At 69.1% G+C, this 12,853-nt stretch carries 15 protein-coding genes; 5 read left to right on the top strand and 10 right to left on the bottom strand.

What is annotated here, in order from left to right; translation table 11 throughout:
- Positions 1-35: 35 nt before the first annotated feature.
- Entirely contained in the window at positions 36-707 is a 672-nt protein-coding gene (locus tag EV192_RS25540) for a ferritin-like fold-containing protein (RefSeq protein WP_132119533.1), read from the bottom strand.
- A gap of 303 nt (positions 708-1,010) precedes the next feature.
- Here EV192_RS25540 and EV192_RS25535 point away from each other — a divergent pair, with 303 nt between their 5' ends.
- From EV192_RS25535 to EV192_RS25525, 3 genes are read left to right on the top strand one after another with little or no spacing between them, the layout of a single operon-like run.
- Positions 1,011-2,555 (top strand): DEAD/DEAH box helicase, encoded by a 1,545-nt coding sequence (locus EV192_RS25535; protein ID WP_481729507.1) that lies wholly within the window; start codon positions 1,011-1,013, stop codon positions 2,553-2,555.
- A 42-nt stretch (positions 2,556-2,597) separates the two neighbouring features.
- Positions 2,598-3,950 carry an Rv3212 family protein gene (locus EV192_RS25530; protein WP_243727060.1) on the top strand — a complete coding sequence of 451 codons (1,353 nt, stop codon included), beginning with the start codon at positions 2,598-2,600 and terminating at the stop codon, positions 3,948-3,950.
- Positions 3,947-4,813: an alpha/beta fold hydrolase gene (locus EV192_RS25525; protein WP_132119529.1), complete on the top strand. Its 867-nt coding sequence runs from the start codon at positions 3,947-3,949 to the stop codon at positions 4,811-4,813. Before EV192_RS25530 ends, EV192_RS25525 begins: the two co-directional genes overlap by 4 nt.
- A gap of 208 nt (positions 4,814-5,021) precedes the next feature.
- On the opposite strand, the gene EV192_RS25520 is transcribed toward EV192_RS25525, so the two are convergent.
- From EV192_RS25520 to EV192_RS25495, 6 genes are all read right to left on the bottom strand, one after another.
- Positions 5,022-5,225 carry a nucleotidyl transferase AbiEii/AbiGii toxin family protein gene (locus tag EV192_RS25520; RefSeq protein ID WP_132119528.1) on the bottom strand — a complete coding sequence of 68 codons (204 nt, stop codon included), beginning with the start codon at positions 5,223-5,225 and terminating at the stop codon, positions 5,022-5,024.
- A 30-nt stretch (positions 5,226-5,255) separates the two neighbouring features.
- Positions 5,256-5,846, bottom strand: a complete 591-nt coding sequence (locus EV192_RS25515) for a type IV toxin-antitoxin system AbiEi family antitoxin domain-containing protein (RefSeq protein ID WP_132119526.1) — start codon at positions 5,844-5,846, stop codon at positions 5,256-5,258.
- 89 nt (positions 5,847-5,935) lie between these two features.
- On the bottom strand, positions 5,936-6,277 hold the full coding sequence (locus EV192_RS25510) for a DUF4190 domain-containing protein (protein ID WP_132119524.1): 342 nt from the start codon (positions 6,275-6,277) through the stop codon (positions 5,936-5,938).
- Entirely contained in the window at positions 6,274-7,080 is an 807-nt protein-coding gene (locus tag EV192_RS25505) for a RecB family exonuclease (RefSeq protein ID WP_207926225.1), read from the bottom strand. Before EV192_RS25505 ends, EV192_RS25510 begins: the two co-directional genes overlap by 4 nt.
- A 37-nt stretch (positions 7,081-7,117) precedes the next feature.
- Entirely contained in the window at positions 7,118-7,747 is a 630-nt protein-coding gene (locus EV192_RS25500; protein WP_132119520.1) for a MarC family protein, read from the bottom strand.
- A 64-nt stretch (positions 7,748-7,811) separates the two neighbouring features.
- Positions 7,812-8,432 carry a DUF998 domain-containing protein gene (locus EV192_RS25495; RefSeq protein ID WP_132119518.1) on the bottom strand — a complete coding sequence of 207 codons (621 nt, stop codon included), beginning with the start codon at positions 8,430-8,432 and terminating at the stop codon, positions 7,812-7,814.
- A 135-nt stretch (positions 8,433-8,567) separates the two neighbouring features.
- Here EV192_RS25495 and EV192_RS25490 point away from each other — a divergent pair, with 135 nt between their 5' ends.
- Positions 8,568-8,897, top strand: a complete 330-nt coding sequence (locus tag EV192_RS25490; RefSeq protein WP_132119516.1) for a YciI family protein — start codon at positions 8,568-8,570, stop codon at positions 8,895-8,897.
- Between the two features lie 49 nt (positions 8,898-8,946).
- Here the strand turns inward: EV192_RS25490 and EV192_RS25485 are convergent, their stop codons facing one another.
- Positions 8,947-9,396, bottom strand: a complete 450-nt coding sequence (locus EV192_RS25485) for a GNAT family N-acetyltransferase (RefSeq protein ID WP_132119514.1) — start codon at positions 9,394-9,396, stop codon at positions 8,947-8,949.
- A gap of 94 nt (positions 9,397-9,490) precedes the next feature.
- Between EV192_RS25485 and EV192_RS25480 the strand changes: the two genes are divergently transcribed.
- Positions 9,491-11,485, top strand: a complete 1,995-nt coding sequence (locus tag EV192_RS25480) for an RNA polymerase sigma factor (protein WP_132119861.1) — start codon at positions 9,491-9,493, stop codon at positions 11,483-11,485.
- Here the strand turns inward: EV192_RS25480 and EV192_RS25475 are convergent.
- On the bottom strand, positions 11,397-12,260 hold the full coding sequence (locus EV192_RS25475) for a PHP domain-containing protein (protein ID WP_132119512.1): 864 nt from the start codon (positions 12,258-12,260) through the stop codon (positions 11,397-11,399). The two genes, EV192_RS25480 and EV192_RS25475, sit on opposite strands and share 89 nt — an antisense overlap.
- Positions 12,261-12,282: 22 nt before the next feature.
- Positions 12,283-12,843: a PH domain-containing protein gene (locus tag EV192_RS25470; protein ID WP_132119510.1), complete on the bottom strand. Its 561-nt coding sequence runs from the start codon at positions 12,841-12,843 to the stop codon at positions 12,283-12,285.
- Between the last annotated feature and the right edge of the window lie 10 nt (positions 12,844-12,853).

Below are 12,853 nucleotides of genomic sequence, written 5' to 3'. Positions count from 1 at the left end.
ACCTCCAGCTTGTTCACCACTGCTTCGGCGAAAGGTTATCCGAGTCCAAGCGCCGTCATCCGCTTGCCGTGCGCTTGCTGGAGCCGCCGGAACAACGCGCCGATGCCGGCCAGGTCGCCCGAACCGGTCACGATCAGCTCGGTCAGCCCGTCCCGCTCGGCCACGATGTACTGGGCCTGGGTCAGTCCCTCGCCCAGCAGCCGCCGGCCCCACAACGTCAGCCTGTCACGCAACGCGCGATCCGCCGCGCACGCCGCCGTGACTTCGCGCTCAGCGAACGCCGAATGCCCTGTGTCGGCGAGCACATCCAGCACCAGTTCCTTGGTCGACTCGTCCAGCCAGTTCGCCAGCTGGCTGTAGAGGTCCGCGGCGAGGCCGTCGAAGACGTACGCCTTCACGATCGACTCGTGCCAGCTGCGCGGCGGCGTGGAGGCGTGGAACGCCTCAAGGTGCTGGACGAACGGCTGCATCGCGGCGGCCGGGTCGACGCCGTGCCCGGCCAGGTACGTCTCGATCTTGGTGTAGTGCCCAATCTCCGCCGCGGCCATGGTGGACAGCGCCGCGCGACCCTCCAGCGTGGGCGCGCCGCGCGCGTCCTCGGCCAGCCGGTCGAACGCCGACAGCTCGCCGTAGGCCAGCACGCCGAGCAGGTCGACCACACCCTCTTTCAACCCCGCGGACTTCACCGGAGAATCAGCCTCGCTCATGGCGGTGAGCGTATCCGCCCGACAGCCCAGGTAGACTCGGTGTGACGCCCGGCGTACTTAGCGCTGCGCGGCGATGTAAGACCGTGACGAAGCTCGTCACGCGGAGGGTGTGTGCACGCTCGCGGCCCTCCCGCGCCCCCACGGCAGCGGTCGAGCGGCCCCACCAGGGCAGTGCGCACTGGTCAGAGAGAGGCGATCACCCTGAGCTTGACAGAAAGCGACCAAACCGAACCGACTATTTTGGACCCGAAGGCCCTTGAGCACAGCGAGGCCGGGGTCCCCGATGTGGACACGTCCCATCCGCTGAAGGCCGGCGCTCCCGTCCGGTCCGACTCGCCGACGTTCGCCGAGTTCGGCGTCCGCGAGGAGATCACCCGGGCGCTGGCCGCGGCCGGCATCGAGCGCACCTTCGCGATCCAGGAGCTGACGCTCCCGCTCGCCATGGCCGGCGAGGACATCATCGGCCAGGCGCGGACCGGCACCGGCAAGACCCTGGGCTTCGGCGTTCCGCTGCTGCACCGGGTCAGCTCGCCCGGCGACGGCACCCCGCAGGTGCTCGTCGTGGTGCCGACCCGGGAACTGTGCCTGCAGGTCACGCACGACCTGAAGGACGCCGGCAAGCATCTCGGCGTACGGATCCTGGCGATCTACGGCGGCCGTCCCTACGAGCAGCAGATCTCCGCGCTCCGCAAGGGCGTGGACGTCGTGGTCGGCACCCCGGGCCGCCTGCTCGACCTGGCCGAACAGCGCCACCTGGTGCTCGGCAAGGTCCGCGGCCTGGTCCTGGACGAGGCCGACGAGATGCTCGACCTCGGCTTCCTGCCGGACATCGAGCGGATCCTGCAGATGGTCCCGGACGAGCGGCAGACCATGCTGTTCTCGGCGACCATGCCCGGTCCGATCATCACGCTGGCCCGGACGTTCCTGCGCCAGCCGACGCACATCCGCGCGGAGGAGAACGACGCGGGTGCGATCCACGAGCGCACCAAGCAGTTCGTCTACCGCGCGCACTCGCTGGACAAGATCGAGATCATCGCCCGCGCGCTGCAGTCCGAGAGCCGCGGCCTGACGATGATCTTCGCCAGGACCAAGCGGACCGCGCAGAAGGTCTCCGACGACCTCACCGAGCGCGGCTTCGCCGCCGCGGCCGTGCACGGCGACCTCGGCCAAGGCGCCCGTGAGCAGGCGTTGCGCGCGTTCCGGTCCGGCAAGGTGGACGTGCTCGTCGCCACCGACGTGGCGGCCAGGGGCATCGACATCGACGACGTCACGCACGTGATCAACTTCCAGTGTCCGGAGGACGAGAAGACGTACGTCCACCGGATCGGCCGCACCGGCCGGGCCGGCCGCGAGGGTGTCGCGATCACCCTGGTCGACTGGGACGAGGAGTACCGCTGGAAGTCCGTCAGCGACGCCCTCGACCTGGACATGCCCGAGCCGGTGGAGACGTACTCGACGTCCGAGCACCTGTTCGCCGACCTGGGCATCCCCGCGGGTTCGACCGGCCGGCTGCCGCTGGACCAGCGGACCAGGGCCGGACTGGACGCCGAGCCGGAGGAGGACCTGTCCGGCGGCAAGAAGCGCCGCAGGCGCACCAGCGGCCGCACCCGGTCCTCGTCGCGTTCGACCCGGACGACGACGACCGAGGAGCAGCCTGAGGGCGGCGAGGAGCGGCCGCGCCGGCAGCGCCGCCGTCGCCGTGCGGGTGCCGAGGTCGAGGAGGGCACCGCGCCAGCCGCGCAGGAGACTGTTTCCTCATCGGAGCCGAAGGACCCAGCTCAACCGCGTCGTCGGCGACGCAGCCGGGCCGGGGTCGACCTCTCACCTGACAGCGGCGAGGCGTCCTAGGTACCGTTGTCGCCACACAGACGCTGTAGCTAGGAGGGTGGCGTGCCGGAGTCGGCCGAGCACGAGAACGGCACGCCGCCAAGGGAAGACGTCCTGGCCGGACCGGTTCCCGACCAGCCGAGACGCGCGCCGCGGACGTCGTTCCACCGCAAACGGGACTTCGTCGCGGTCGCGGTCATCGTGATCGTCGCGGTGGTCGGCGGTGTGCTGATCGGGTCGTCCAGCGACATCTCGGCCACCACGTCCCAGACCGCGTCCGGCGACGTGGAGATCCCGGACCCGCCGTCCACCCTGCCGCCCACGTTCGGCGAGGCGTGGCGGGCGCCCAGCGCGGCAACGCCCGTTCCGGCGGTCGCCGGGGCGACGGTGGTGACCGGCGAGGGCGACGAGGTGCTCGGCCGGGACGCGCTGACCGGCCAGGTGCGCTGGCGGTACGCCCGGAACATTCCACTGTGTACGGTCGGCGTCGGGTGGCAGGACGCGATCGCCGTCTACCGCCGGACCGAGACCCTGTTGCCGGACAAGGATTCCTATCACGGCGGCAACTGCAGCGAGGTCACGTCCCTGAAGGGCACAACGGGCGAGCGGGACCACCAACGCAACGGCGACGCCGAACCGGGCACCCAACTGCTGTACGACGGCAACCACGTCACCGCGACCGGCAAGCGCCTGATCAACACCTGGCGCAACGACATGGTGCTGACCGTCCAGTACGGCACGGTGCCGGACCCGGTGAACCCGGACAAACAACCGCGAACCGACTGCGAGTACAGCTCGATCGCGGTGGCGCTCGGCCGAGTCGGCGTGATCGAGCGGTGCCGGTCCAAGACGGACCCGCGGGTGATCGAGAACGACCGGTTGTCGGTGTACAAGTCGGTACCGAAGGACGCCGACACGCCCGAGGTGAACTTCAGCGTCCCCACCGGCGGCAACGGCGGCCGGCTGGTCGCGTTGACCGAGAACTACGCCGCCGTGGCCAGCCCGAACCCGGACCGCCTGCAAGTGTTCGACGCCAGCGGCAAACTCGCCGCCGAGTACCCCCTCACCCTGGGCGCCACGGACCTGGCCGGCGACCCGACCGCCGAGACCGTGCCGGTCACCAAAGGCACCGCCGAGGCACTGTTCTGGTTCACCGGCACCAGGACGATCGCACTGTCCACCAAGGACCTCCATCCACTGTGGACGTTCGACGACACGCTCGGCTCCGGCGCGGTCTTCGCCGGATACCTGTTGCTGCCGGTGAAGGACGGGTTGGCGGTGGTCGACCAGATCGCCGGGAAGCAGGTCGTGAAAGCCCCGGTGAACCGCGGTGACTACACCGGACCGGTCGAGATGTCCACTGTGGGCCCGATGGTCCTGGAACAGCGTGGCCCGACCCTGGTGGCACTGCGATGAGCCAGGTCAGCCCGCACAGCGCCACCCGGATCAACTTTCCTGGCAGGTACGGCTCGCTGGCCGCGCTGCGCCGGCCGGTCTCGGCGGACAGTCCGATCGCCCTGCTCGTCCCCGGCTTCACCGGGTCCAAAGAGGACTTCGTGGACATCCTCGACCCGCTCGCCGACGGCGGTGTCGAACCGATCGCGATCGACCTGCCCGGCCAGTACGAGTCCGACGGCCCACCCGAACACGACAGCTACCTGCCGTCGCCGCTCGGCGCCCTGGTCGCCGAACTGGTCGAGAAACTCGCCGCGGACGGCCGCCGGGTGTTCCTGCTCGGCCACTCGTACGGCGGCCTCGTCGCCCGCGGCGCCACCCTCGCCGACGCCCCGATCCACGGCCTGACCCTGCTGAGCACCGGCCCCCAGGAACTGCCCGACGGTCCGCGCCGGCAGGCGCTCGACATGGCCGAGGCTGTCCTGCGGGACCACGGCCTCGAAGCCCTGGCGAACCTGCGCGACCTGCTGGATCAGCAGAACCCGGTGTGGCAACGGCACCCCGACGAGCTGAAGGAGTTCTTCCGGGTGCGGTTCCGCCGAACCAGCCTGGACTCACTGATCGGTATGGCGGTGGGCCTGCGCGGCGAACCGGACCTGGTGAACCCACTGGCCCGGAAACTGGCAGCCACCGCAATCCCCTGCCTGGTCGCCTGCGGAGCCGACGACGACGCCTGGCCCGTCGCCACCCAACGGGACATGGCCGAACGCCTCGACGCGGACTTCGCCGTCATCCCCGTCGCCCGCCACCACCCACCCACCGAGAACCCCACCGCGCTCGCCGCCCTGTTGCTCGCCACCTGGCGAACCTGGCTCAGCCGTTAGCGAAGCATTCGCGCCAGAAAGCGGTCACAAGCATGTGGGCCGCGTCCACAGTGTCGGCATCGATGTCCAGCTCTGAAACCAACGTGATGTAGTCCCTGCGCCATGCCTCGGGCGGTCGCGGAAGCTCTACCGGCAAAGCATGACTCGCGCGGGTCGCGAACACTCAAGGTGAAGTGATCGTCGAAGAGATCAACAGCAAGCGCGTCCATCAGCCGCAGCCGGACGTCGTCCCTGTGCACGCTTGCTCGGTGATCGTGAGGTCAGCGTCCTTCGTGGCCCGGCATTCGTTCGTCAGCCGCAGTTCCAGCGCGAGACCACCTTTCAACACCCATCCGGGCGGCTCCTCATGGTTGGCGAGCCTGATCAACAGTCGCTCGAAAGCCACCTGGCGCCTGAGCCGGTTGACGTCCATGCGGCGCTCGACGCGATACGTCTCCGGACTTCACGTCGCCGCCACCAGAGCACGTTCGATCCGCAACGCGGCTCTGTCGCCGGGTTCGTCGGACCGCTCGCGCAACAGTCTTGGCGACGCGGCCCCCCTGGTCAGCGCATCGGACACGGCGGCGTTGAGCTGGTCCTGGCTGATGTCACCAGCCGCCACGTCAAGCAACGTACGGTTCACAGTGGTCACTCGATACTCCGTTCGGTCCTCAATGTCTTCCGCAGGCAACACCGCCTTGTGTAAGACGACCGCCGGATCTTCGGCTCGGAAGTTCAGTGGCACGATCAGGTGGATCAACCTCGGGTTGGCGTCGCCCAGATCATGCAATGCGAGTGCCGAATCGTGCGAGACGACCGCTCTGTCGTTGCTCCACAGCCGCAGGAGCACGTACTGGTCGACGTCGGAAGCCGGCCAGTCCGGCAGCCTGAAGAGACCTCGACCTACTCGGTGCCAACTTCCCCGATCGGTGTGGTACTTCTGCGCCGCGTATGAGTAGCCCACGACTAGTGCCTGCTTGGCCGTGAAGAAGCCCAGTTGACGTACTGCGATCGCGTTGAGCTCACGTCGAAGCTTGGCCGGGTCGGCAACCATGACTCACATCATGGCACGCCAAACTCAACGGACCGAATAGTTTCACGCTTTCGAGCGACGCCAAACTATATCAATCATGCACTTTCGCGCTAGCTCCACCAGAACAACAGGAGCACGGCCGCCACCACGACACCCAGCCCGATCCCGGCGAGCACGGCACCTCTGCCTGTGCGACGGTCGATCTGACGCTGTGCGAGCACGGCGAGCACCGCGCCGACGACATGGCCGGCGAGGACCCAGATTCCCAGGCCCGGCACCTGCCGGACCCAGGACACCGCTTGCAGGACCAGCACGACCACCGTGAACACGACGACGCCAGCGGCCAACGACCCGGACAGTTCACGCCAGAAGCCGCGTTTGCCGGTGCTGAGCTCCACGGTCCTGGCGTGGGTGGGCAGCTCCGTGGTCTTCGCGTCGTCCGGGCGCCTCACGGTGGCAGCATCCCCCATGGGGTCATGGGCGGGGCGGCTGCTTGGCCTTCTGGGCAGTGCCGACGGAAGTCGCACCACGCGCATTGCCTTCCGGGTTGGGGTGGGAACAGGACGTCCGGTTCCGCGCCGGCTTCCAGGGTGTCGGTCGCGAGTTGCAACTCCTCGGCGGACTCCTCCGCACGGCTTTGGTGGCGCCCGAGCGACTCGTCGGTGTGTTCCCAGACCGCGACGGAACCGGTGGGCAGGTGGTGCAGTTCCACCTTGCGGCACTTGCGGCGCAACGTCCTGGTTGTCGCGATCGCGTACATCGCCAGTGCCTGCGAGCCGCGGGCGTCGTCGACGGTGAGCGCGGACCGGCCGGTCTTGTAGTCGACGATGACGAGTTCGCCGTCCCGGTCGTCGATGCGGTCGACCCGGCCCTCGGCGACGATCGTGCCCGCCGGCGCGGACACCCAACGCTCCAGCCCGACCGGTTCGATCGTGATGTCCGTGCGGGACAGGTATTCGGCGACCCAGCCGCGGGCGCGTTCCCGGAAGTCCGCGGCTTGCGCCGAGTCGACGAAGCCGTCGTCCTTCCAGTGGGTCGCCACCAGGGCGGCACCGGCCTCCGGCGATCTCTTCGCCGACGGCAGGTCGAAGAACGCGCGCAACGCGTTGTGTACCACGGCACCTAAGGTGCTGTGGGCGAACGCGCCGCCGCGCTGCGGTGTCGGGCGGTCCACGTACGTCATCCGGTAGCGGCGTGGGCAGTCCACCCACGTCGCGAGCTTGGACGGGGTGACCCGCACCAACTTCTTCGGCATGCTGTCAAAGCCGAGCTGCCCTTGCACGAGTACCAAGTTACCCGGCCCCACTGACAAATCCGCGCACCGAGTCGGCGAGCAGCTGAACGGCGATGGCGGCGAGCAGCAGGCCGGCGATCTTGGCCAGCAGGGTGATCCCGCTCTCCTTGATCAACCGGATGACCACCCCGGAGAACCGCAGGCAGATCCACAGCAGGAAGTGCACGGCGAGGATCGCCAACGCCAGCGCCACGTACGCGCCGGTCCGGCCCTCGGCCTGGCGGACGAACACGATCGTCGCCGCGATCGCCCCCGGCCCCGCCAGCAACGGCGTGCCCAGTGGCACCAGGGCGACGTTGACGTCCTCGACCACTTCGGGTTCGGTGGCTCCCCGGCCGGTCAACAGGTCCAGCGCGATGAGCACCAACAACAGCCCGCCGGCGCCCTGCAGGGCGGGGATCCCGATGTGCAGGTACGCCAGAATCGCCTGTCCGCCAACGGCGAACAACGTGATCACCGCGAGCGAGACGAGGACCGCCTGCCGCGCGGCCCGTGCCCGCACGAGCCGCGGCTTGCGCCCGACCAGACTCAGGAACACCGGGATCGTGCCCGGCGGGTCCATGATCACCACCAGGGTGATGGTCGTCGCGGTGAACATCCGCGGGTCGAAATAGTCGGTGAGGGCCACCGCCCCATCCAAACAGGACAGACCCGCCGATGGCACACCGGCGGGTCTGTCCTGCGACTTTGGGTCAGTCCCGGTACCTCGCGGCCACATAGGCGACCCACAGCATCGCCGTGATGGCGCCGACGGCGAGGGTCAGCGAACCGGCCTGCCCACCCGTCGTGGCCCACCCGTCGCCCACCAGCAGCGCAGTGCCCGCGATCCGCGAGAGGACCGCGTCCCGACGGTTGCCGGCCTTGCCGAACCGGCGCCCAAGGACATAACAGGCGGCGATCAGGGCTCCGAACGCGACGGTCCCGGCGAGCATGTGGCCGTAGCTGTGCCACGTCAGGGTCGGCACGTCCGGAGCGCCGACCGGGAACCCGCCACCCGGGTCCATCGTGAACAGGCCGGCCGCGACCATGCCGATCCCGTTCACCAAGACCAGGCGCGGCGCCCACCCGCCGACGACCCGCCGCAACCCGACTGAGCCGACAACCGTGAGCACGCCGCACACCAGGAAGTTCAGGATCTGCAGCCAGCCGAACTCACCGTTGCTAAGGGCGCTGAGCGGGTGTCGCGTGATGTCGAACCCCTCGCGGGTGGCGGCCTGCGCCAACGAGACAACGGTCCAGACGGGCGCGGCGACGGCGGCGCAGGTCAGCAGGGTTCGGGTGGTGGCGGCGGTGCGGAGCTGGATGGCGGTCATGGCCGGTGTCCTCTCTCGGATTTTGGTTCTCGCCACCACGTCGTCCGGCAGATGTGACAGGGAACGGATCCGTTCCCTGTCACATGCCGATGTTCGACGCGTTGGCGCAACCACCCCGAGACAGGGAGAACCGAAATGCGATACCTGATGATGTCCAAGACCCCGGCCGACGGTTACCAGCCCGACGAGAACCTGTACGTGGAGATGGGCAAGTTCATCGAGGAGCTGACCGCCTCCGGCGTCCTGCTCGCCACCGGCGGCCTGGACACCAACCCGGTCCAGCTCACCTCGCGGGACGGCGAGATCACCGTCACCGACGGCCCGTTCGCCGAGGCCAAGGAGGCCGTGGGCGGCTTCGCCCTGATCGAGGTCCGGTCCAAGGAGGAGGCGATCGAACTCGGCCGCCGGTTCCTCAAGATCACCGGCGACGGCGAGAGCGTGATCCAGCAGGTCTTCGGCCCCTGAGCCGGACAGCCCAAAGCCCCAGCGGGACCGCTGGGGCTTTTTGGCGTCGTCATTCCCCGGCGGTCTTCTTGCTGAAGTGCAGGGCTTCGATGACGAAGCCGGACGACAGGTAACGGCGGTGGGCCGCGTGCCGGTGGGTGCCGGAGTCGAGATGGACCTGGTGGCATCCCAGCCGCCGCGCCTCGTCGTCGATCCAGGCCAGCAGCGCCCGTGCGTGGCCCTGGCCGCGCGCCGCCGGGAGCGTGCACAGGTCGTCGATGTACAGGAACGGGCCCCATGCCAGGGTCCGTCCCAGCCGAAAGCCCGCTGCCGAGACCACCGCCCCGGTGGCATCGAACGAACCGACCAGGCGGTATCCCTCGGCTCGTTGCAGCCGGACCCGCGCCGCGAAGTCCGCCGAGCCGGTCAGGTGCGGACGGAGTTCCTTCATCACCGGATAGGCCAGTTCGACGGTCGCCTCGCCGAACTCTTCGATGGTCACAGCGGTTTCGACGCTCATGTCATCGATGGTCCACACCCCATGTGGCATCTGAGAAGCTCCAGTTCTCCGCTGTTTCAAGATGCCACTTGGCGACCCGTATGCTCGGGTGACGATGGACGCGCACCGGACGGTCGACGCGGTCTGGAAGCTGGAGTCGGCCAGGATCATCGCCGGGCTGACCCGGATGGTTCACGATGTCGGCCTGGCCGAGGAGCTGGCTCAGGACGCCCTGGTGGCCGCCCTCGAACAGTGGCCGGCGGCGGGTGTACCGGACAATCCCGGCGCGTGGCTGATGGCGATCGCGAAACGGCGGGCCATCGACCACATCCGGCGTGAGCAACGGCTGGAACGCAAGCAGGAGCAACTGGCGTACGAGCGGGTGCCGGAGCCCGAACCCGACGACAGCCTTCGCCTGATCTTCATGTCCTGCCACCCGTCGCTGCCCACCGAGGCGCGCGTGGCGTTGACCCTCAGGTTGCTCGGTGGTCTCACGGCCGAGGAGATCGCGCGTGCCTTCCTGGTGTCCGAGCAGCGGATCACCCAACGGATCGCGGCGGCCAAGAAGACCCTCGCCGAGCAGCGGGTGCCGTTCGACCTGCCTGGGCCGGACGAGCTGACCGCTCGGCTGTCGTCCGTCCTCGAAGTCGTCTACCTGGTGTTCAACGAGGGCTACTCGGCCACGTCCGGCGACGACCTGATGCGCCCCGGCCTGTGTCTGGAGGCGTTGCGCCTGGGGCGTCTCCTGGCTCAGCTCGCGCCGCGCGAGGCCGAGGTGCACGGGTTGGTGGCGCTCATGGAGATCCAGGCGTCCCGGGAGAAGGCGCGCACCGGCCCGGCGGGCGAGCCTGTCCAGCTGCACGAACAGAACCGGGGCCGCTGGGACCAGTTGCTGATCCGCCGGGGTTTCACCGCGATGCTCAAGGCCCGCGAGATCGGCGGGAAACCCGGTCCGTACGTGCTGCAGGCCGCGATCGCCGTGTGCCACGCGCAGGCACACACCGCGCAGGACACGGACTGGAGCCAGATCGCCGCGTTGTACGAGGCCTTGGTCCGGTTGCTGCCGACCCCGATCGTCCATCTCAACCGGGCGGTGGCCGTCGGCATGGCCCACGGCCCGCAGCACGGTCTGGAGCTGGTCGACCAGTTGACCGCCGTCCCGCAACTGCGGGACTACCACCTGCTTCCCGGTGTTCGTGGCGATCTTCTGCTGCGGCTGGGCCGGACCGAGGAAGCGCGGCTGGAGTTCGTCCGCGCCGCGTCGCTGACCAGGAACGTGGCCGAGCAGGCGTTCCTGCTGCGGCGCGCCGACGGGATCGTGGTCACCGACCAGGGACCGACCCTCGGCCAGGCCGCGGCGGGCTTCCTGGGCCGCGACGACCTGGACGCCGAGACGATCCGCTCCTACGGCCAGACGCTGCGCCGGATGTGTCTGACGCTCGGCGACCGGACTCCGCTCACCGCACTGACACCGGAACAGACCAGGCGGGTGTTCGACATGGCGTGGGGCCAGGCCAGGCCAAGGACGTGGAACCGGCACCGGTCGGCCGTGCGTTCGTTCAGCGCGTGGGCCGAGATCCCTGATCTGGCAACGAATCTGGACCGGCGCGCCGAGCCGCCGACGGACACCGCGGCCATCCCGGACCTGGCCGCCTTGTTCGGCCGCGACCTCCCGATCCGGGAACGGACCCTGTGGCGCCTGCTGTCCGAGTCGGCCGCGGGGGTCGCCGCGGTCCTGTCGTTGAACGTCGAGGACCTGGATCTCGACGACCGCCGCGGCCGCGCCGACGACAAGTGGATCAGCTGGCGGTCCGGGACCGCGCGGCTGCTGCCCGACCTGCTCGGCGGCCGGACCCGTGGCCCGCTGTTCCTCGCCGACCGGCGGCCCGCGCCGGCCCGACCACCCAAGCCCACCGACCTGTGCCCGGACACCGGCCGCGGCCGGCTGTCCTACCCGCGGGCCGAGTACCTGTTCAAGCAGGCCACGAAGTCCTTGGACCCCACCGGGAACGGCTACACCCTCAGGCAGTTGTCAGCACAGGAACGCCGGTCGCCCGGCGCACCAGCTCCTCGAACGACGCCGGGGACGTCGACTCCTGGCCGAGCCTGATCGTCTTGTTCGTGCCGTGGTAGTCGCTCGACCCGGTCCGGACCAGCCCGAGGTCGTCGGCGAGCTCGGCCAGCTGGACCCGGGTCGCCGGACTGTGGTCCGGGTGGTCGACCTCCAGCCCGGTGAGACCGGCCCCGGCCAGTTCCTTGATCACCCCGGCGGTCACGGTCGGCCCGCGGTGGTGCGCGAACGCGTGCGCCAGCACAGTGACCCCGCCCGCGTCGGCGATCATCGAGATGGCCGTGTGCACGGGCGTGTCCTGCCTGCCGACGTGATACCGGCCCCGGGAGTGCAGGAAGAGCTCGAACGCCTCGTCCACGGACGAGACCACGTCGGCGGCCACCAACGCCATCGCCAGGTGCGGCCGGCCGACGGACGCGTCCGGCGGCAGCGACGCCATCAGGGCGTCGGGGTCGAGGGGGAACCCGTCGGCGGCCATCTTCTGGGCCATCCGGTGCAGCCGGGCCCATCGCTGGGCCCGCAGCCGCGACTGTTCGGCCACGATCGCCGGACTGTTCGGGTCGAACAGGTACGCCAACAGGTGCAGGGTCGCGGTCCCGCCGACGCCGTTGGGCGACGTGCAGGACAGTTCGGCGCCGCGAACCAGGCTGAGCCCAGGTGGCAACGCCGCCGCGGCAGGAGCCCAGCCGGCCGTGGTGTCGTGATCGGTCAGCGCGATCGCGGACAGCCCGGCAGCGGCCGCGGCGGACATCAGTTCGCCAGGTGTGTCCGTGCCGTCGGACACGGACGAGTGTGTATGCAGGTCTATGACCACTTCACCAGTGTGCAAGACGGGGTTAACCGTTGGACTTCTTGCCCAGCGCCGCCTTGCGCGCCCGGATCATCGAGAAGCGCTCCGCCTGTGCCTTCTTGTCGCCGAAGACCAGTTCGGAGATCGCGTCGTAGACCTGCTCGGGTTTGGGTAAATAGTTGATCTGGTTGAGCGCCTGGATCTGGCCGGCCGACTCGACGATCATGGTGCCGTAGCCGAACAGCCGGCCCACCCAGGTCCGTTCGTAGGTGAGGTCGGTGACCTTGCCGATGGGCATCATGAGGACCTTGGTGGTGAAGACACCTGTGGTCATCATGAACCGCTTGTCCGTGACCACGATCCGCTCCACCCACCAGTCCAGGACCAGGTAGGCGAAGCGGAGCAGCACGATCAGCGCGGCATACCAGAGGATGTTCTGGATGAGCCACGTGCCGGGAGGCAGGATGTAGGAGATCATCACCGCGACCGCGAGCAACGCCGCGGTCTCGAAGATGTCCCACGCCAATGCCGCCCAGTGCCGGCGCACCCTGATGACACGTCGTTCCGAGGCGAGCAGGTACTCGTCCGGGTCTCTGGGCGCGAACATGGGTCCAGTA

Origin of the sequence: Actinocrispum wychmicini (assembly GCF_004345645.1) — a bacterium.
Lineage (GTDB): Bacteria > Actinomycetota > Actinomycetes > Mycobacteriales > Pseudonocardiaceae > Kibdelosporangium > Kibdelosporangium wychmicini.
Note: the sequence above shows the minus strand (reverse complement) of the source record. Positions and strands in the feature narration are given on the sequence as shown.